At 45.6% G+C, this 19,138-nt stretch carries 21 protein-coding genes; all 21 read right to left on the reverse strand.

The window, feature by feature from the left end; all coding sequences use genetic code 11:
- Window positions 1–8: 8 nt before the first annotated feature.
- The 21 genes from PAENI_RS11535 to PAENI_RS11635 all read right to left on the reverse strand — a co-directional run bounded on the left by PAENI_RS11535 (window position 9) and on the right by PAENI_RS11635 (window position 19,093).
- Window positions 9–830 (reverse strand): flagellar hook-basal body protein, encoded by an 822-nt coding sequence (locus tag PAENI_RS11535; RefSeq protein ID WP_076285654.1) that lies wholly within the window; start codon window positions 828–830, stop codon window positions 9–11.
- A 52-nt stretch (window positions 831–882) separates the two neighbouring features.
- Window positions 883–1,761, reverse strand: a complete 879-nt coding sequence (locus PAENI_RS11540; protein ID WP_149645345.1) for a flagellar hook-basal body protein — start codon at window positions 1,759–1,761, stop codon at window positions 883–885.
- 47 nt (window positions 1,762–1,808) lie between these two features.
- The gene (mreB, locus tag PAENI_RS11545; RefSeq protein ID WP_042192456.1) at window positions 1,809–2,807 is read right to left on the reverse strand and encodes a rod shape-determining protein; all 999 of its coding nucleotides are present in this window, start codon (window positions 2,805–2,807) and stop codon (window positions 1,809–1,811) included.
- Window positions 2,808–2,936: 129 nt separating this feature from the next.
- Window positions 2,937–3,224: a sporulation transcriptional regulator SpoIIID gene (spoIIID, locus tag PAENI_RS11550; RefSeq protein WP_019915029.1), complete on the reverse strand. Its 288-nt coding sequence runs from the start codon at window positions 3,222–3,224 to the stop codon at window positions 2,937–2,939.
- 276 nt (window positions 3,225–3,500) lie between these two features.
- Window positions 3,501–4,235, reverse strand: a complete 735-nt coding sequence (locus tag PAENI_RS11555; protein WP_042192459.1) for a M23 family metallopeptidase — start codon at window positions 4,233–4,235, stop codon at window positions 3,501–3,503.
- 61 nt (window positions 4,236–4,296) lie between these two features.
- A complete protein-coding gene (spoIID, locus tag PAENI_RS11560) occupies window positions 4,297–5,430 on the reverse strand; it encodes a stage II sporulation protein D (RefSeq protein ID WP_262495580.1) in 1,134 nt (377 codons plus the stop codon).
- A 352-nt stretch (window positions 5,431–5,782) separates the two neighbouring features.
- The gene (murA, locus tag PAENI_RS11565; protein ID WP_149645347.1) at window positions 5,783–7,159 is read right to left on the reverse strand and encodes a UDP-N-acetylglucosamine 1-carboxyvinyltransferase; all 1,377 of its coding nucleotides are present in this window, start codon (window positions 7,157–7,159) and stop codon (window positions 5,783–5,785) included.
- Window positions 7,160–7,359: 200 nt separating this feature from the next.
- Window positions 7,360–7,617, reverse strand: coding sequence for a DUF1146 family protein (locus tag PAENI_RS11570; RefSeq protein ID WP_076285651.1), 258 nt, complete (start codon window positions 7,615–7,617; stop codon window positions 7,360–7,362).
- Window positions 7,618–7,813: 196 nt separating this feature from the next.
- Entirely contained in the window at window positions 7,814–8,230 is a 417-nt protein-coding gene (locus PAENI_RS11575; RefSeq protein ID WP_042131365.1) for a F0F1 ATP synthase subunit epsilon, read from the reverse strand.
- A 103-nt stretch (window positions 8,231–8,333) separates the two neighbouring features.
- Window positions 8,334–9,734, reverse strand: coding sequence for a F0F1 ATP synthase subunit beta (gene atpD, locus PAENI_RS11580; RefSeq protein WP_042192466.1), 1,401 nt, complete (start codon window positions 9,732–9,734; stop codon window positions 8,334–8,336).
- A 261-nt stretch (window positions 9,735–9,995) separates the two neighbouring features.
- Entirely contained in the window at window positions 9,996–10,865 is an 870-nt protein-coding gene (gene atpG, locus PAENI_RS11585) for an ATP synthase F1 subunit gamma (RefSeq protein ID WP_042131368.1), read from the reverse strand.
- A gap of 153 nt (window positions 10,866–11,018) precedes the next feature.
- Window positions 11,019–12,530, reverse strand: coding sequence for a F0F1 ATP synthase subunit alpha (atpA, locus tag PAENI_RS11590; RefSeq protein ID WP_042131369.1), 1,512 nt, complete (start codon window positions 12,528–12,530; stop codon window positions 11,019–11,021).
- 11 nt (window positions 12,531–12,541) lie between these two features.
- On the reverse strand, window positions 12,542–13,093 hold the full coding sequence (locus PAENI_RS11595; RefSeq protein WP_060625972.1) for a F0F1 ATP synthase subunit delta: 552 nt from the start codon (window positions 13,091–13,093) through the stop codon (window positions 12,542–12,544).
- Entirely contained in the window at window positions 13,090–13,578 is a 489-nt protein-coding gene (gene atpF / locus PAENI_RS11600) for a F0F1 ATP synthase subunit B (protein ID WP_060625973.1), read from the reverse strand. Before atpF ends, PAENI_RS11595 begins: the two co-directional genes overlap by 4 nt.
- 97 nt (window positions 13,579–13,675) lie before the next feature.
- Window positions 13,676–13,891 (reverse strand): F0F1 ATP synthase subunit C, encoded by a 216-nt coding sequence (gene atpE / locus PAENI_RS11605; protein ID WP_060625974.1) that lies wholly within the window; start codon window positions 13,889–13,891, stop codon window positions 13,676–13,678.
- Between the two features lie 104 nt (window positions 13,892–13,995).
- Complete coding sequence (gene atpB / locus PAENI_RS11610) at window positions 13,996–14,763, reverse strand: F0F1 ATP synthase subunit A (RefSeq protein WP_042192471.1); 768 nt, start codon at window positions 14,761–14,763, stop codon at window positions 13,996–13,998.
- Between the two features lie 29 nt (window positions 14,764–14,792).
- On the reverse strand, window positions 14,793–15,170 hold the full coding sequence (locus PAENI_RS11615; protein WP_076285650.1) for an ATP synthase subunit I: 378 nt from the start codon (window positions 15,168–15,170) through the stop codon (window positions 14,793–14,795).
- A complete protein-coding gene (locus PAENI_RS11620) occupies window positions 15,163–15,396 on the reverse strand; it encodes an AtpZ/AtpI family protein (protein WP_042192476.1) in 234 nt (77 codons plus the stop codon). The genes PAENI_RS11615 and PAENI_RS11620 overlap by 8 nt, the downstream gene beginning before the upstream one ends.
- Window positions 15,397–15,573: 177 nt before the next feature.
- The gene (gene wecB / locus PAENI_RS11625; protein ID WP_042192480.1) at window positions 15,574–16,734 is read right to left on the reverse strand and encodes a non-hydrolyzing UDP-N-acetylglucosamine 2-epimerase; all 1,161 of its coding nucleotides are present in this window, start codon (window positions 16,732–16,734) and stop codon (window positions 15,574–15,576) included.
- Between the two features lie 60 nt (window positions 16,735–16,794).
- Window positions 16,795–17,424 (reverse strand): uracil phosphoribosyltransferase, encoded by a 630-nt coding sequence (gene upp / locus PAENI_RS11630; RefSeq protein WP_042131376.1) that lies wholly within the window; start codon window positions 17,422–17,424, stop codon window positions 16,795–16,797.
- Between the two features lie 421 nt (window positions 17,425–17,845).
- Window positions 17,846–19,093 carry a serine hydroxymethyltransferase gene (locus tag PAENI_RS11635; RefSeq protein ID WP_042192482.1) on the reverse strand — a complete coding sequence of 416 codons (1,248 nt, stop codon included), beginning with the start codon at window positions 19,091–19,093 and terminating at the stop codon, window positions 17,846–17,848.
- Window positions 19,094–19,138: the final 45 nt, after the last annotated feature.

The following is a 19,138-nucleotide window of genomic DNA, read 5'->3' on the forward strand; positions in this document are numbered from 1 at the left end:
CTTCACCTCTACCCGCGCATGTTATTGGCCAGACCTAGCATCTGATCACTGGAAGAAAGCGCCCGAGCTGCGAGTTGATACGTACGTTGAATCTGCATCATTTCTGTCATTTCTGTGGTCATATCGACATTTGACTGCTCCAGCCACCCTGAGCGTACTCCAATTCCAGACGCCTCACCTGCCGCTCTTTGTACAAAAGCCTGCTGTGCTGTAACTCCATCGGCAAGCATATAGAAATTCCCGTCCACTGCCTTTAAAGCATTCTGTGTCTTAGGTTCTACAATCATTATAGTACCTGCTACCCGAACAGGTCCATTCTCTGACTGTTTCGTTAATACACGACCGGATTCATCGATAGCTGCATTCACGCCCACAGGGACCGTTAAAGGATTACCTGCTGTATTCAGTACCGGATTCCCCGTATTATCTACAAGGACCATTTTTGTTGCATCGGTGGTGTCAGGCGTAAAGTGAAAGTCACCTTGTCTTGTATAAGCTGTAGTTCCATTGACCTGAACTCCAAACAGCCCATTACCCTGAAGCGCCAAGTCGGTTGGATTACCTGTTTCTTTAAGGGGGCCTTCTTCCCAATTAGTCGTAATCGAAGGCACATAAGTCCCAAAACCGATATTAAAGCCTAGAGGTGTAGCGCGGCCCGGCTGATCATAGTCATCCGATTGCTGCTGCACACGAGTCAGCACATCCTCAAAGGAGCCTTTCTTGCTCTTATAACCATTTGTATCCATATTGGCTAGATTATCCGCTATAATATCAAGCCGCTGCTGAAGGCTCGACATGGAGACTGCTGCACTAATCGTTGAGTTGTTCATAGATCAAACCTCCTATAAGCTGTACCTGTAAAACCCATTTCATAAGCAGCACTTATACCCTGCCGACTTCAGTTACAGCCTTCTGCAAGCTGCTATCATAGTATTGGACGATCTTTTGGTTCGCTTCATACGCCCGGTATGCGGCATTCAAATCAACAGTAACCTGAGTAGGGTCAACATTGGAACCCTCTAAATATCCTTGACGCACCTGTAAGTTATCAGTTGCATTGGAGTAACGAATGTCCGCCGCCGCTATATCATCAGCGTGAAACACACCTTTACCATCACGCACAAGCTCCTGCGGCTTTGTAACTACACTCACACCAATCTTGGTCCCTGTCGGAAGTCCTGTTACTGGATTTAGTACATTACCCTGCCCGTCCACTTTAAGGGTGTCCTGATTTCCTGTCAAGACAAGTGGCTTGCCAGTGGAATCCAGAACCTTGAAGCCTCCACTGCTCAACACTTCTCCCGTAGCCGCATTTACCGTGAAGCTTCCATTTCGGGTAAATAAGTTATTGCCCTCAGCATCCTGAACGGTAAAGAAAGCCTGTGGACGGTAAATAACCTCACCCTCAGGACTTACATATTTCCCTGAACCATCAAAGGCTATATTTTGACCCGTCACAGGGTCGGCGACTTGCAAATCTGTAGATAAAGCAAAATCCATAGACTTGCCGCTCTCCCTTAAATCACCCTGTAAATATTGGGATATTGACTGTTCTGCAAAAACTCCCGTGTTAAGGCGCCCCACCGGCGTGGTATTGCCATTAATCATAGCCGAGATCAAGACATCCGGAAAAGCATGATTAACACTGTCAACCTGCTTATATCCCGTTGTATTTAAGTTAGCGATGTTCTGTGTTGCCGTATCGTGTCTACGTTGCTGCGCAACCATACCTGCAGCGGCCGTATATAAACCTCTTATCATGAAGGTAGTCTCCTTCCGAATCTAATGCTACCTTTTATATCGGCTGCTTAGAACTTTTTCTTAACGACCTTGTCCAAATTGTCCAGCATAATTCCTGTTCCTTTTACCACACAGTGCATAGGGTCTTCCGCTACCCAAACAGGTACATGTAATTCTTCTGAGAGTAGCTCGTCCAATCCGTTAAGCAAAGCACCTCCACCAGTAAGAACCACACCCCGGTCAATGATGTCCGCAGACAATTCTGGTGGTGTACGCTCCAGTACCGATTTAGCTGCAGCCACAATGGAAGAAACCGGATCCCATAATGCTTCCTTTACCTCAGCCGCCGTAATAGTGAGCGTTTGGGGAAGTCCGCTTACCATGTCCCGGCCACGAATATCCATTTCGGACTTCATCAAACCAGGTCGAACCGTACCAATAGTAACCTTAATATCCTCTGCTGTCCGTTCACCGATCAACAATTTATACTTTTGTTTAATATATCTTAAAATGGCCTCATCGAACTTGTCTCCAGCGACTTTAATCGAAGAAGCGGTAACGACGTCGCCCATAGAAAGTACGGCTACATCCGTCGTTCCGCCACCGATATCGACGACCATGTTTCCACTTGGCTGATAAATGTCCATTCCCGCTCCAATCGCAGCGGCCTTTGGCTCTTCTTCCATAAATACTTCCTTAGCCCCGCTACGTTCTGCCGCTTCCCGGATGGACTTTTGTTCCACAGATGTAATATTTGTAGGGGCGCATATCAGAATGCGAGGCCGTGAATACCAGGTGCGACCGCCAACACGGTCGATAAAATACTTCAGCATCATTTCCGTGACTTCAAAATCTGCAATGACACCATCCCGTAAAGGACGGATAGTTGTTATATTTCCGGGTGTACGTCCAACCATGCGACGTGCCTGTTCTCCCACCGCAAGGACTCTCTTCGTATCACTTTCAAGTGTGACCACGGAAGGTTCATCCAGAACGACTCCCCTTCCCTTAACATGTATGAGCACATTGGCCGTGCCGAGGTCGATTCCGATATCCTTGCTAAACATAATGAAAGAGCCCCCAAAGTGTTATTTTAATTGAAAAAACAGCAGTTAGTACTAAATTTAAAAATAACATACTTTAGGGGAACTACACAATGTTTTAAAGCTGAATATTTCCTTAAATTTCCGAAAATCTTATGGCTTTGATGCTACAGCAACCTCACGTTTTTTCCCCGTCGTTTTTTTATATTTAATTTTTGTGGCTTCTCCCCCCCGAAGATGTCGGATGGATTTGTGATATTCAAGAATGTGCTTCACCTGATCAGCCAGATCAGGGTTGATCTCTGGCAGACGCTCCGTCAAGTCTTTGTGCACCGTGCTCTTTGAAACGCCAAATTCCTTGGCTATGGTCCGGACCGTATGCCTGGTTTCCACGATGCAGCGTCCGATTTTGATCGTACGTTCCTTGATGTAATCGTGCACGCTCCCGCCTCCCAACTGTGGATAGTTTGGTACATTATATGAGGGGCGGGCTTATATATTCGCGCTTTCAAGACATGACAAGCCTATGAGGGCTCATTTTATTTAATGGACAACCCAAGAAGCCTTGTTATTAGCAAGGCGGAACGTCATTAGTCCTTTAAAGACAATAACCGTTTCTCATAGAAAAATAAGGCTCTTTATAAGCATGCTGCTTACGAAGAGCCTTATTTACATACAAGCATAACAGGGGGCGTTAGCCCCCTGCAGTAAATATTCTTATCGACCTGGCAGTAACTCAGATGGATTAACTACTTTGCCATCCTTATACACTTCAAAGTGTACATGATTGCCAAGGTCCTTCTCGATTTCACTGCGACCTGCGGTTGCAAGCGTATCTCCTTGCTTCACAACATCGCCTTGTTTAACTTTCGTTTCGCCAAGACTTTGGTAGACGGTCTTCATATTACCTTGATGGGTAATCTCAATGACCTTACCTAACACTGCAACATCGTCCACTCTAGTAACTTCACCGCTAAGCGCTGCTTTGACGTCGAACGTATTGTTGTCTTCACGGGCAAGATCGATACCGACATTAGGAATAAATTTGTCGTTATACTGCACCATTGCGGCAACGTGATTGTCCTCTGTACCATTCTCATCATAATACGGTTTGACCACTTCTACTTCACCTGGATTGGCTACTGGCCAAACCAAGCTTTCCGCTGAAGCAAGAACTTCAAGGGCATCTGGATTACTGTTTGCAGTACCAGCTTCGTTAGTTGAAGCTCCTACTTGCTGTGATGTGGCGGCGGTGTCCAGCGGTTTTTGGCCGGCATCCTGATAGACCCACACCAAAGTTAGTATAATTGCCGCTGCCGCCGTGTAGACTGCTGGGAACACCCAACGTTTAGATAACATCTTGCTCCATGAAGAAGGTTTAGCACCTGAATCTCCCTGCGATTTTTTGAGAGATTCATCATGGTTTGTTTTGTTTTTGTCTTGTTCATTCATATGGTTATCACCTCAGTAACCAGTGTTACCGGGCTTCTATCTTTTATACGTATCTTTCAAGTTATTTTTTCAGAAGAGTTGAGATTTGCGTAAAAGAGATACCACTGTAATAGTGTTTGAGAATTTGAGTAGCCGTTCCGCCTTCCTTCGCCATCCCATTAGCTCCCCACTGACTCATTCCCACACCATGCCCATTTCCGAAGGTAGTTATATAGATTTTATTCCCTTTTCGCCCCCAACTGAATTGGCTGGAACGTAACCCTAGCTTCTCTCGCACTTCTCTTCCAGTAAAAATAGTACCTCCAATAGAGATTTCCTTAACCCGATGTCCAGTGGTGAGAGACAACACTTCTACCGGCAATTCAGAGGAAGTAGAGATATTTTTTGTCATGCCTGATTGGGTAGTATTTTTTGAAGCAGGAATTACTCTGTCGTTTAACCCAAGTCTAGTAAGTATTTCTGAGATGGTGAATGTAGATGTCACCGCATAGTTTGGGGTAATCTCTTTCTCCCAAGGACTAGTTACACTGCGCAGATAGGGAATCGCTGCATTCCAGTATTCTTCCGAGTTCTCGGTATATCCTCCACTGGAGGCGAAAAAGGAGGCCGTAATCGGCTGCCCTTTATAGGTCATAATGATACCGCGCGTCTCAAGGACCGCGCGCTGAAGCTTTGCGAGGTCGGCGCTTCTTCCGCCGAGCTTCCACTTCCGTTCCAGCGTATCCTTAGATACGTAAGCCTGATGGCTTACCGTATCTGTTACATCCGCCCCCGGAACGGGGACGCCGCTTCTGTCGCCAGCCAGCAGGCGGCGAAGGATAAAGGTGCGGGCCGCTACGGCCTGCGCTTTGAGCGCTTCAAGCTCAAAGCTGGCCGGCATCTCGGCCGCAAGCACGCCGCTGACGTATTCCTCCAGCGGCAACGTCTCTATTTGTCCGCTACGCGACAAATAGACGGAGACCTTCGGCTGCGGCGCTTCCTGCGCAGCCGCCTCCGGCCCCGCTGGTGCGGCTGGTGAGGCCGTTACCGTCGGCAAGGCCGTAGGCGCCGGTTGTCCCCGGTGCAGCGGGACAACCGCCAGTGGAATCAGCAGCGCCGCCAGAATAGGCGCTGCGAGCCAGGCGGCGGGACCGAGGCGCCTGAGCCGGGGAGCAAGGGGACGCGAGTGCCAGCGCGTTGACTTGTTACGTCGCAAGTAGCGGAAATCTTTCATCTCTATGGCTCCTTCCGTGAGTCACTGTTGATTCTTATAGATATGAATTTACAGCAACTACTAGAACAATATTTGAGAGAAAGAGAGTAGCTTTCTCGTATCTATCACTATGCCCCGCGTTAAAAAATTACAAACGAAAAAAATCCTCATTAGATGAGGATTCAGATTTACTTTCTAATAATACAAGCAAAAACGCATTCGGTGTCCCTATAAGGACGGTAAGCGTTTATGCGAGAAATATAAGGATATTTTATAGCGTAGAACATATAAACTCTTATATTAAAAAAAAGAACAGGCCGCATCACTGCAGCCTGTTCTCACTTAATGACTGATATTATACCCAAGTTGCTTGAACCTGAAAGCGAGGTTTAACCTCATCGCTTTTGCTTGATTCGCTCTTGGCTACTTCTGGTTTAAGAGTTTCGTCCTTCACCGTTTGCGCGGCTGTGTCTTCCATGGAGATACGCCATATTTCCGCACCTAGTCCAGACAGCTTCTCAGCCAAATGTACATATCCACGGTCGATATGATGAGTTCCGCTTACCTCAGTAGTGCCTTCAGCAACAAGACCTGCCAAAATAAGCGCAGCTCCCGCACGTAAATCCGTAGCACAAACCTTGGCTCCGACCAATTGCGCATTACCTGTAACGATTGCTGAGCGACCTTCGATCTTAATCTCAGCATTCATGTTGTGGAATTCATCCACATGCATGAACCGGTTCTCGAATACAGTTTCTGTAACAACACTAGTTCCTTCAGAGCGCAGCAATAATGCCATCATTTGTGACTGCATATCCGTTGGAAAGCCTGGATACGGCAAAGTCTTCAAATCAACAGCTTTAAGAGGTTTGTCACTAATTACACGAACCCCATTCTCATCAGGAATAATGGTCACACCCATCTCTTCCATCTTAGCAATAACAGGTCCCAAGTGATCAGCGATTGCGCCTTCCACATATACGTCCCCACCTGTAATTGCTGCGGCAGCCATATAGGTACCAGCTTCAATACGGTCAGGAATCACATGATGTTTAACGCCATGCAGACGTTCTACGCCTTCAATACGGATAATACCTGTACCCGCACCGCGAACGATTCCGCCCATACCATTCAAATAATTGGCCAGGTCGACAATTTCAGGCTCCTTAGCCGCATTCTCAATCACGGTCACGCCTTCGGCGAGTGCCGCTGCCATCATTATATTTTCGGTCGCACCCACGCTAGCTACATCCAAATACACTTTGGCTCCGCGCAGGCGACCGTTACTTTTCGCTTCAATGTAGCCCTGGCCGAGACTAATCTCTGCACCAAGCGCTTCAAATCCTTTCAAATGCTGATCAATCGGTCGTGTGCCAATGGCGCAGCCACCAGGCAAAGAAATTCTTGTATGACCAAGCCGTGATAACAGAGGACCCATGACTAAAAAAGATGCCCGCATTTTCCGTACCCATTCATAAGGTGCTTCACAGGAAGTGATGTTTGTAGCATCCACCTGGATAATATCGTTTTGATATGTAACCCCTGCACCCAGAGATTCCAACATTTTCGAAATCGTCATTACATCATCAAGCGGAGGTGCGTCCACAATGACGCTTACTCCTTCTTCTGCCAATAGAGAGGCGGCTATGATCGGTAATACGGAATTTTTTGCGCCGCTAACTTTCACGCTCCCGGTCAATCTGTTGCCACCGCGGACGATAAATTTGCTCATTTTCGGTTTCCCTCCGCGTCCATTATTTCTTAAATTATTTTTTAGATTAAAAGTAATTGCAAAAAAATTCGCATACTCCATCAATACGCCCATTCAGCCGGGCATGTTCCTTAAAGTTCAGTGTTGACATAATAAAACCTTATTATTCGACACTTTTTGACCATTGCGACCTATGACACTTATAACCAAACTACATATTCCTAAAACATATAGCGGATCATCCCACTCCAGCTAAGGTAATCCAGAAAGAATCCTGCAACAAAACGACCAAGTACAATAGCCAGAAGCAAGTGCAGCAGCCTTCCTTGAGGACTCTTGGGATATCTTATGACCAAATCCAGCTTAAGGTTCTGCAATGCCCACCAAGATAATACAACACTGAGCAAAGAAACAATCATTGAGATCATGCTGCTGGTTCCAGCGGCACTAGACCATCCATTGGACAATATATCCCCCATGCTAACCCTCCGTGTTCGTATTACTCGGAAATCGACTCTTATATCATACTTGTGCAGGGCAAAAGAATCCAGTACTTTTACAAATTTTTAAACAATTCAATGCCAATATCCAAAAAAATGAAGAAATCTTAACCTTTACTACATAGATTACTATAACAAAAAAAGCAGTCAAGCTTAGAGCTTGACCGCTTATATCCTACTGTTGTCCTTTACCAGTGGACACTTTAATCCGTGTAACAGCGCGTTGCAGCGCCAACTCCGCACGGCGGTGATCGATATCATCTTGTTTGCTACGAGTCTGGAGACGGCGCTGAGCGCGTTCTCTAGCAGCCTCGGCGCGTTCAACATCAATATCCGTTGGCAGTTCGGCACTTTCGGCCAGCACTGTTACTTTGTCCTTATGCACTTCAACGAAACCGCCATGAACGGCGATGGAGATCGTAACACCGTCCGATTTGACGGATAACGGAGCAACCTGAAGTGGAGTCACAAGCGGAATGTGTCCCGGCAAAATACCCAACTCGCCTTCGACTCCCCGTACTGTCAAGCTATTCACTTGTTTAGAATAGACGAGATGCTCCGGCGTGACAATTTCCAACAAAAAGGTATTCACTTCCATTCCTCCTTAAAGCTTTACGAAGTAAAGCTCTCATCGAAAGCATACACTTAGCTTTACGAAGTAAAGCACGCTTCGAAAGCATTCACTAAGCTCAGTGTTACATCGATTTCGCTTTTTCAACCGCTTCTTCGATTGTACCCACAAAAAGGAACGCTGCTTCTGGAAGATCATCATGCTTACCATCCAGGATTTCCTTAAAGCTACGTACAGTTTCTTTGATTGGCACGTATTTACCCTTGAAGCCGGTAAACTGTTCAGCTACGTGGAAAGGCTGTGACAGGAACCGCTCAACTTTACGAGCACGAGCTACGATAACCTTATCATCCTCACTCAATTCATCCATACCCAAGATGGCAATGATGTCTTGAAGTTCGGTATAACGTTGCAGCAATTGTTTAACACCTTGTGCCACATTGTAATGCTCTTCACCAACAATTTCCGGAGCTAGCAGACGCGAGCTGGAAGCCAGTGGATCAACCGCTGGAAAAATCCCCTTCTCGGAAATCTTACGCTCAAGGTTAGTTGTTGCATCCAAGTGAGCAAACGCCGTTGCCGGAGCAGGGTCAGTGTAGTCATCCGCTGGTACGTAGATTGCTTGAATGGAAGTAACGGAGCCTTTTTTGGTAGAAGTGATACGCTCTTGCAACTGACCCATTTCAGTAGCCAGGGTTGGTTGGTAACCTACCGCGGACGGCATACGTCCGAGAAGAGCGGATACTTCGGAACCTGCTTGGGTAAAGCGGAATATATTATCGATAAAGAGCAGCGTATCGCGACCTTCTACATCACGGAAATATTCCGCCATAGTAAGACCGGTCAAAGCTACGCGTAGACGCGCGCCTGGGGGCTCATTCATTTGTCCGAACACCATTGCTGTTTTCTTAATAACGCCGGAGTCCGTCATTTCGTGATAAAGGTCATTACCTTCACGAGTACGTTCACCCACACCCGCGAATACGGAAATACCGCCGTGTTCTTGAGCAATGTTATTAATCAATTCTTGAATCGTTACTGTTTTACCTACACCGGCACCGCCGAACAGACCAACTTTACCGCCCTTAGCGTAAGGTGCAAGCAAGTCGATAACTTTAATACCTGTTTCCAAAATTTCGGCTTGTGTCGACAATTCATCAAATGTCGGAGCCAAACGGTGAATCGGGTTCTTTATTTCAGCAACAACTTCACCAGCGTTATCAATTGGATTTCCAAGTACGTTAAATACCCGGCCTAATGTCGCTTCCCCTACAGGAACCGAAATAGGACCACCTTGGTCAATTGCATCCAGTCCGCGAACCAGACCATCTGTAGAAGACATCGCGATACAACGTACCAAATTGTCTCCCAAGTGATTGGAAACCTCAAGTGTTAGGTTAATCTGGCGACCATTGTCCAAGACGGTTTCAATTTTGATAGCGTTGAATATCTCGGGCAATTGGCCGCGTTCAAATTCAATATCGACAACCGGACCCATAATGCTTACAACGCGTCCTTTGTTCATCTTCATTTCCCTCCTCGAAAGCTGTTACATCAAGAAGAAACGACGTTGTCGTCATATAAAGATGACAACCGTTTCTCGTAGAAATATAAGCATTTTGTATAGTGTAAAACCTATACTTTCTTATATTTTAAGAAGAACTGCAGTGCCGTTCTTAAGGAGCCATACTCCAGAAGCGGGCGATACTATGTATCGCTCCATGCGGCACTGTTTCTCGTAAAATACAAGGCAAGTCAAGCACGCTGCTTAACTGTTCTTGTATTTTTAAGACTGAGCGTTCGCTCCGGCCACGATCTCGGTAATTTCCTGCGTAATTGCCGCCTGACGGGCACGGTTGTACGTAAGGGTAAGTTCTCCGATCATTTTCGACGCGTTCTTTGTTGCACTGCCCATCGCTGTCATTTTCGCACCCAGCTCACTGGCCTTGCCATCCAGAATTGCGCTATAAATCAAAGTTTCGGCGTATTTCGGAAGTAATACTTCGAGTACGCCTTCTGGTGAAGGTTCATATTCGTAATTTGCAGTCGCTTCATGATGCTCATGATTCCCTACGCCTTCCATAGGCAACAGTCGATCTACGGTTGGGATCTGGGTAATCGCATTGACGAATTGGTTGTAACAAACGTACAACTCATCATACGTACCATCTACAAACTGTTGTACTGCCGAATTAGCAATAGACTTAATGTCAGCAAATTTCGGCGCATCCGATAGCTCAGTAACTTCCTGTACAATCGGATATTCACGGCGGCGTAAGAAGTCACGGCCTTTACGACCGATAACGAACAAGGCGTACTCATCTTTGGATTTATGTCGTTCCGCGATGAGCATCGTCACCTTACGTAAAATATTAGCGTTGTATCCTCCCGCAAGCCCTCTATCAGAGGTCACGATAAGATAACCAGTTTTTTTCACAGGGCGACTGACCAGCATGGGATGCTGAACGCCTTCTGTACCGGCAGCAATGCTCGATACAACCTCTTTCAGCTTCTCAGCATAAGGACGGGCGGCAATTGCCTTCTCCTGGGCTTTTCTCAGCTTGGAGGCGGCTACCATTTCCATCGCTTTTGTGATCTGTCTTGTGTTTTGAACACTCTTAATTTGACGTTTAATATCACGCATGCTTCTTGCCATGATTTCACCACCTTAAAGCTTTGACGAAGTCAAAGCTAACTTCGTAAGCATCTTCTTAGCTTTGACGAATTCAAAGCCAACTTTATAAGTAATAGCCTGAGCTTCGGCAGAGCCAAAGCTCACTTAGTAAGATTCGTTTAGGTACGATCTATATTAGCTAGTAGCAAAGCCTCTTTTAAATTTATCAATCGCTGCTTTAAGAGCGGCTTCGTTATCTGCTGTCAAATCCTTGGTATCTCTGATGGATTGAGCAACTTCAGCAGCACTGCTATCCATGTAAGCAAGGAATTCCTTTTCAAAACGTTTTACGTCTTTAACAGGAATATCGTCCAAGTATCCTTTTACAGCTGTGTACAAGCTAAGCACTTGATGTTCAACAGACAACGGCTGATTTACACCTTGTTTCAGAACTTCCATCATACGTGCTCCGCGATTCAGACGAGCAAGCGTGGATTTATCAAGATCTGAGCCGAACTGTGAGAAAGCTTGAAGTTCACGATATTGAGCAAGATCCAAACGGAGCGAGCCAGCTACCTTCTTCATCGCTTTAATCTGAGCGGAGCCCCCTACACGGGAAACGGAGATACCGACGTTGATCGCCGGACGTTGACCAGAGTAGAACAGATCGGATTCAAGGAAGATTTGACCATCTGTAATCGAGATTACGTTCGTAGGAATGTAAGCCGATACGTCAGATGCTTGTGTTTCGATGAACGGAAGCGCGGTTAATGAACCACCACCAAGCTCATCACTAAGCTTAGCCGCACGCTCCAAAAGACGGGAGTGCAAGTAGAACACGTCACCAGGGAACGCTTCACGACCCGGTGGACGACGAAGCAGCAAGGACAATTCGCGATAAGCCGAAGCTTGTTTTGAAAGGTCATCATAAATGATCAGTACGTGTTCGCCCTTGTACATAAAGTACTCGCCCATTGCGCAACCTGCGTATGGAGCAATATACAACAGTGGGGATGGCTCTGAAGCCGAAGCAGTTACAACGATTGTATATTCCAACGCGCCATGACGGCGGAGAGTTTCTACAACCTGTGCTACTGTGGATTGTTTTTGTCCAATGGCAACATAAATACATTTCATTCCGTTGCCTTTTTGGTTGATAATCGCATCGATTGCGATTGCAGTCTTACCTGTTTGACGGTCACCAATGATAAGTTCGCGTTGTCCACGACCAATTGGCACCATCGCATCAATCGCTTTAAGGCCAGTTTGCATTGGCTCATGAACCGATTTACGGTCGATAACACCAGGAGCGTTATTCTCAACCGGACGGAACTCCGTCGTTTGAATTGGGCCTTTACCGTCAAGCGGCATACCGAGTGCGTTAACAACACGACCCAGAAGGGCCTCTCCAACTGGAACTTGCATGATTTGTCCAGTACGTTTTACTTGATCGCCTTCACGAATTTCCTTGTACTCACCCAGAATAACAACACCGACGTTGCTTTCTTCCAGATTGAGCGCCATGCCCACTACACCGTTGGAGAACTCTAGCAACTCGCCTGCCATTGCGTTTTCCAGACCGTAGACACGAGCGATACCGTCTCCGACTTGAATGACGGTGCCCACTTCGGCAACTTCGATATCGGCTTTATATTGCTCAATTTGACTTTTGATCAAAGTGCTGATCTCTTCAGGTCTGATGCCCAATATCCTCACCCCTATCTTCTATGCTTATCATTAAAGGATTTCTCGAGACGTTCCAATTTACTAGAAAGACTACCGTCATACAGCGTATCGCCGATATAAACTTTCAGTCCTCCCAGCAGGCTTGGATCGACCACATTCGTAACCCGAATTTTACGGTTTACGAGCTGGCCGAATTCTGCAGCTACAGCCGCTTGTTCTTCTTCACTTAAAGAATAAACGGAGTATACCTTAGCATCACCAATGCCAAGAGCGTCTCCTTCAATCTTGATATACGTATCCAGCAGTTCGGCAAAAATATCGGTTCTGCCTCGCTCTACTAACAGTTCTACAATGTTCATCACAATAGGAGAGAGCTTATCTTGAAGTGCTGTGCGCAGCACTTTCAGCTTGTCGGACTCCGAGATACGTGGCGCAAGAATAAAGCGCTGTACCTCTTGGTCTGAATGTAATACTTCGACCACTGCCTTGAGCTGTTCTTCTACTTCAAGGGTAATCCCCTTCTCTACCGCTGCACTGTACAATGCTTTAGCGTAGCGCTTGGCAACTACCGTATCGCGGCTCATGATCGGCCTCCTACCTCATTGAGGTATTGGTTCACAAGCTGCTCCTGCTCACTGCTAGCACTAACTTCTTTCTTAAGAAGTTTAGAAGCAATACGAACAGATGCCGTTCCAATTTCGCTGCGCAACTCTTCCACTGCTTTATTCTTCTCGTTCTCGATATCGCGCACGGCCTCTTCTTTGACGCGTGCAGCTTCAACTTTAGCTTGCGCCAAAGCTTGTTCTACCTGTTGATTACTAGTAATTTGGGATTGTTGAATAATCTGTTGAGCTTCCTGGCGTGCACTGTTCAGCGCCTGCTTCTGCTCTTCCACATACGCGACCGCTTGCTCTCTAGTCTTCGCAGCTTCATCCATTTGCTGCATTACCAGCTCACGGCGTTTCTCCATAACTGCGAACAGTTTGCTGAACGCATACTTACTGAGCAAGAAATATAGAATCCCAAAGGCTACAATTGAAAATAAGATGTTTGTCCAAACAATTTCCACTGAGGTCACTCCCTTCCATTACCGCGTCATGCGGACGTATACAAAAGTAAGGCGCGGATGGCATCGGCCGTCCCCGCCAAACCGTAAATACGGTTTATTAAGATGAAAACATGATTAGGAATGCGATAACTGTTGCTGCCAACGGAATAACTTCGACGATACCTACACCGATAAACATTGTTGTTTGAAGCGCATTACGAGCTTCTGGTTGACGAGCGATGGACTCAACTGTTCTACTAACGATCATACCATTACCAAGACCTGCACCAAGTGCACCCAAACCAACCGCTATTGCTGCTGCTAAATATTCCATTTGTAAATATCCTCCTTTAATTTTGGTTCATATTGTGTTTAATGATATAAGATATCTCCCGCGAAAGAAAATCAGACGATAACCGTTCCCTTCGCAGCAGTTCATTAATGTGCTTCTTCTTCGTGAATCGTCATCTGTGCGATATAAACCATCGTCAGAATCGTAAAGATAAACGCTTGTAGTGCCCCGACGAAAATACTGAAGCCTTGCCATACAGCCAGGAACGGAATACTGAGAATCCCCAGCTTCAAAATGACTGTAATTAGTACTTCTCCGGCAAAAATGTTAGCAAATAGACGAATTGCCAGAGCTACTGGTTTTGCCAGGTTCTCGATAATGTTCAGTGGCAAAAAGATTGGAAACGGCTCAATATAGTGTTTGAAATAATGCTTGCCGTTGAGCTTAATGCCCAGGAAGTTCATCAGTATAAACACAATAATTGCCAATCCTGCAGTGATATTAATGTCAGCAGTCGGCGACTTGTACCATAAGATCTCAACATGATCACCATGCGCCAAGTTCCTGGTTGCTTCAATCACATGGCCAAACACGGTTACAGGTCCATGTGCTTCAGTTACAACTGAGAAAGGCAATCCAAGAAGGTTGGAAACAAAGATAAACAGAATCAACGTTAGCCCCAAAGATATGTAAGGTTTTCCTTTCTTCAGGTCCATGGCACTGCTTATGACACCCTCTACAAATTCAACAACCCATTCCATAAAATTCTGAAGTTTAGATGGATTCTCAACCGAAAGCTTACGAACCGACAGCATCACCAGCACAAATACTACTGTACAACTGATCAGAAGCATCAATACGGCTGATATATCTATCGGTATTCCCCCGACAAAGATTTTCGGCATCTCATGCATAGTATCATCCCCCTTTCTCTTTAATCTGGTTAAAGTTTGTTCTTCACACTCAGATATATCCCCGCAGGAATGGCGAGAAGCTGAGGAATGAATACGCCTGAAATAGTTGCTACCAGGGAGAAATGCTCAATCTTGACCGCGAACATGGTGACCAAAATTGCGAAGCTAATCCGTGTAACAAAACCGAGGCTGAAGGCATTCCCTTCGTTGCTCGCAATCGACTGCGTTACCCGTCGAACCTTGACGGCCAGATAACGAAAGTTTACCAATCCCGCCACCAGACCCAGAGTCATGCCCAGTGTAAAATCCCTGGTCTCATGATGAAGCGCCCAGCCCATTAAGAGTCCTGCCATAAGGACGAGCGTAACTCTAGTGACGGTATTGATCATGGGAGTCATATTATCCATTCTGCTCCCCCAAAAATTTTTTAATTAACAGGACGACGTTCACAATTCCCAGAATCATTCCGGTTATAGTGCCAATAGCGAGCCAATATTTAGGTCCCTCCATCAAGTCTTTCAGCCACCTTGCCGCAAAAAAACCAATAACAATGTAAGCGGCGAGTATAGTGCCTGCACTTCCAATGATAAGCGCGGTCTGTAACAAGCTGTCCCTGCTATTTTGTTCTTTCATGGCTACAATCCCAACTAATTTTACTGAATTTCTGGAGTCTTTGTCAATTCATTGAACATTGCCCAAAAACCCTTGAAAACATGAAAATAATCACAGCAAAATGTTCCAAAACCATATAAACCGTACAGTTTCACTGTATGTTGATTTTAATCAGATCAGATATTACTTTAAATGAAATTATTTATTTTTTGTGAACATTCTGTGAAACTCTTCAGGACGCTCCTTATTTACACCAAAATGGTGCAAAATCGCATTGACAATTCGTTGGGAGGCTTTGCCATCTCCGTACGGGTTGGCGGCCCGACTCATCGACTGATAGAGCTCATTATCAGTCAAAAGAGCATGTGTCCGTGCATACACCTTCTCCTCGTCCGTGCCCACAAGTTCTAGCGTTCCAGCGTCTATCCCTTCAGGACGCTCCGTCGTATCACGAAGCACAAGTACTGGTACTCCGTATGAAGGAGCTTCCTCTTGTAAACCGCCAGAATCGGTCAATATCAAGTGGGTATGCGGATAAAAATTATGCAAATCCACGACATCCAGCGGATCAATCAGCTTAATTCTTGGATGTCCACCCAAAATTTCATGTGCAGGTTCCTTAACAGCAGGACTCGGATGCACAGGATAAACAATGGCTACATCTTCGAATTCATCAGCGATTCTTTTGACTGCCCGGAAGATATTCCGATGCGGTTCACCTTGCGATTCTCTACGGTGAGCAGTCATCAAAATAAGTTTTTTTCCTGAAGCAAAATCCAAAACAGGATGCCGGTAATCAGGCTGTACGGTATATTGAAACACATCGGTTACAGTGTTGCCTGTGATATAAATACTTGATTCTTTTTTGTTCTCATGTCTCAGATTGCTAGCTGACCAATCCGTTGGAGCGAAATGCAGGTCTGCTAATACACCTGTAAGCTGACGGTTCATTTCTTCAGGATACGGAGACAATTTGTTCCATGTCCGAAGTCCTGCTTCTACGTGCCCAACTTGAATTTGCTGCAGGAAAGAGGCATAGCTTGCAAGGAACGTCGTTAATGTGTCCCCGTGCACCAATACGAGATCAGGTTTAACCTCTCTGAGTACAGGTTCCAGGCCTTCAAGTACTCGAATAGTAATCTCATTAAGCGTCTGACGATCCTTCATCACATCCAGATCGTAATCAGGAGTGATATTGAACACTTCCAACACTTGATCGAGCAACTCCCTGTGCTGTGCTGTTACACATACAATTGACTCGATGTGCTCAGGATGCTTCTTCAGTTCAAGAACTAGAGGAGCCATCTTGATCGCCTCGGGGCGCACTCCGAAAATAGTCATCACTTTAATTTTGGACATAACCCCTACCCTCTCATCAAAAAATAAACAAATTTCTTATATCCTATTACGAATTACTATTTACTTAGTTCCGTACAAACGATCTCCAGCATCGCCAAGTCCCGGAACGATATATCCATGCTCATTCAAATGATCATCAAGCGCAGCTACATAAATATCAACATCTGGGTGAGCCTCTTGAACCGCAGCAACACCTTCTGGAGCTGCAATCAGGTTCATCATTTTAATTTGTGTACAGCCACGCTTCTTCAGCGAGGTAATAGCAGCAATCGCAGATCCCCCCGTAGCTAGCATTGGATCAATTACGATCAGCTCACGTTCCTGTACATCTGTAGGAAGCTTGATGTAATACTCAACCGGTTGAAGCGTGTCCGGATCACGGAATAAGCCAACATGTCCTACTTTAGCAGCAGGAAGAAGCTTCAGAACGCCCTCAAGCATACCCAGACCAGCACGAAGAATAGGGATAAGCCCAAGCATTCTTCCAGAAATCACTTTACTTTCCGTTTCAGTGACCGGTGTTTGTACTGTAATGGTTTCTAGAGGAATATCACGTGTTATCTCATAAGCCATCAATGTGGCAACTTCGTCAACATGCTCTCTGAAATCCTTCGTGTTTGTTCTTACGTCGCGAATAAATGTTAGTTTGTGTTGAATTAAAGGATGATCGCAAATCACCAATTTTCCCATTTCCTGTCCCTCCGGTAATTGTAAGTCGTGTCTATAACCCTAGAAAGCGCTTTTGCTTCTCTATGGCTAAATCCTGTCTATTATAGCATTCCCATCGCCGCATTTCACCTAGAAAGGCACATGTATCCATATTGAACCCCTACTCCTGTATTTTCCTTCGCTTATAAAGGTAAGGATTGGCAATTCCATTGCCTTTTCAGGAATAAAACCTTGATTAGGTTGTGCAAATTTGCATTTTTCATACTATTCACATTTTTTTCACTATTGTTTATGAAAGTTCCATGAACTTTCATGATTGATTTCATGATTTTCCATCAATTCACCCATATAATATTGTGAACAATAAACAACAAAAAACCTCCACCAAACCCTAAAATCAGGACTCGGTGGAGGTGAATTTATTAATGAATACGAATAGGAACTAGTATTTCAGTTCTGGATAAAGTGGGTACTGATCCGTCAAATCAGCAACTTGACGAGCTGCCTCAGCTAATTTCACTTCATCCTTCGGATTCTTCAGAACATTAGCTATAATGCGGCCAATAACCACCATAGCTTGCTCGTCCATACCACGGGAAGTAACCGCAGGTGTACCAATACGAATACCGCTTGTTACGAAAGGACTTGTAGGATCAAATGGAATTGCGTTTTTATTCACAGTGATTCCGATGGAATCTAGTACTTTTTCCGCATCTTTTCCGGTAATGTTCAGGTTACGTGTATCAAGCAACATCAAGTGGTTATCTGTACCACCGGATACAATGTTAACCCCTTCGCTTATCAGTGTTTCTGCAAGAACATTTGCATTCTTCACTACATTCTCAGCATAGGTCTTAAAGGATGGCAGCAAAGCTTCGCCGAATGCGACTGCTTTTGACGCAATGACATGCATCAGCGGTCCACCTTGGGAACCAGGGAATACGGCTTTATCGATAGCAGCCGCCCATGGCTGTCTGCACATAATCATACCTCCGCGGGGACCGCGTAAAGTCTTATGTGTTGTAGTTGTAACGAAATGAGCATGAGGAACCGGGCTCGGATGAAGACCAGCAGCAACAAGACCTGCGATATGGGCCATATCTACCATAAACAACGCACCGACATCATTGGCGATAGCACCAAGCTTTTCGAAATCAATAATACGCGGATACGCACTTGCACCAGCAACAATCAACTTAGGACGGTGCTTGAAGGCTGCTTTGCGTACTTCGTCATAATCAATTAGGAAAGTATCTTCTTGTACACCATAAGCTACGAAGTTATAGAGTAATCCAGAAGCATTTACTGGACTACCATGCGTTAAATGTCCGCCATGCGCCAAGTTCATGCCAAGAACCGTGTCGCCAGGGTTAAGTGCAGCGAGATATACAGCCATATTCGCTTGTGCTCCAGAGTGAGGCTGTACGTTGACATGTTCCGCACCGAACAATTCTTTTGCACGATCACGAGCCAGATTCTCAACGATATCCACATCTTCACAGCCACCATAATACCGTTTGCCTGGATAGCCTTCTGCATATTTGTTCGTAAGCACTGAGCCCATGGCTTCCATTACGGCTTCGCTAACGATATTCTCTGAGGCAATAAGCTCAATGTTGGCACGCTGACGTTTCAGTTCCAGTTCCATTGCTTCCAGTACTGCCGGGTCACTCTTACGTAATTGTTCCATGTTCTTATTTCCTCCCTAGTGTGTGTAGATATGTTGTATTTAAAT

The sequence above is a fragment of the Paenibacillus sp. B2(2019) genome (genome assembly GCF_008370385.1).
Lineage (GTDB): Bacteria > Bacillota > Bacilli > Paenibacillales > Paenibacillaceae > Paenibacillus_AQ.

Excerpts from the sequence above, each read along its gene's own strand:
- PAENI_RS11535 (WP_076285654.1), bottom strand. The coding sequence starts at position 830 with ATGAACAACTCAACGATTAGTGCAGCAGTCTCCATGTCGAGCCTTCAG.
- PAENI_RS11540 (WP_149645345.1), bottom strand. The coding sequence starts at position 1,761 with ATGATAAGAGGTTTATATACGGCCGCTGCAGGTATGGTTGCGCAGCAA.
- mreB (WP_042192456.1), bottom strand. The coding sequence starts at position 2,807 with ATGTTTAGCAAGGATATCGGAATCGACCTCGGCACGGCCAATGTGCTC.
- PAENI_RS11555 (WP_042192459.1), bottom strand. The coding sequence starts at position 4,235 with ATGAATGAACAAGACAAAAACAAAACAAACCATGATGAATCTCTCAAA.
- murA (WP_149645347.1), bottom strand. The coding sequence starts at position 7,159 with ATGAGCAAATTTATCGTCCGCGGTGGCAACAGATTGACCGGGAGCGTG.
- PAENI_RS11570 (WP_076285651.1), bottom strand. The coding sequence starts at position 7,617 with ATGGGGGATATATTGTCCAATGGATGGTCTAGTGCCGCTGGAACCAGC.
- atpD (WP_042192466.1), bottom strand. The coding sequence starts at position 9,734 with ATGAACAAAGGACGCGTTGTAAGCATTATGGGTCCGGTTGTCGATATT.
- atpG (WP_042131368.1), bottom strand. The coding sequence starts at position 10,865 with ATGGCAAGAAGCATGCGTGATATTAAACGTCAAATTAAGAGTGTTCAA.
- PAENI_RS11595 (WP_060625972.1), bottom strand. The coding sequence starts at position 13,093 with ATGAGCCGCGATACGGTAGTTGCCAAGCGCTACGCTAAAGCATTGTAC.
- atpE (WP_060625974.1), bottom strand. The coding sequence starts at position 13,891 with ATGGAATATTTAGCAGCAGCAATAGCGGTTGGTTTGGGTGCACTTGGT.
- atpB (WP_042192471.1), bottom strand. The coding sequence starts at position 14,763 with ATGCATGAGATGCCGAAAATCTTTGTCGGGGGAATACCGATAGATATA.
- PAENI_RS11615 (WP_076285650.1), bottom strand. The coding sequence starts at position 15,170 with ATGGATAATATGACTCCCATGATCAATACCGTCACTAGAGTTACGCTC.
- PAENI_RS11620 (WP_042192476.1), bottom strand. The coding sequence starts at position 15,396 with ATGAAAGAACAAAATAGCAGGGACAGCTTGTTACAGACCGCGCTTATC.
- wecB (WP_042192480.1), bottom strand. The coding sequence starts at position 16,734 with ATGTCCAAAATTAAAGTGATGACTATTTTCGGAGTGCGCCCCGAGGCG.
- upp (WP_042131376.1), bottom strand. The coding sequence starts at position 17,424 with ATGGGAAAATTGGTGATTTGCGATCATCCTTTAATTCAACACAAACTA.
- PAENI_RS11635 (WP_042192482.1), bottom strand. The coding sequence starts at position 19,093 with ATGGAACAATTACGTAAGAGTGACCCGGCAGTACTGGAAGCAATGGAA.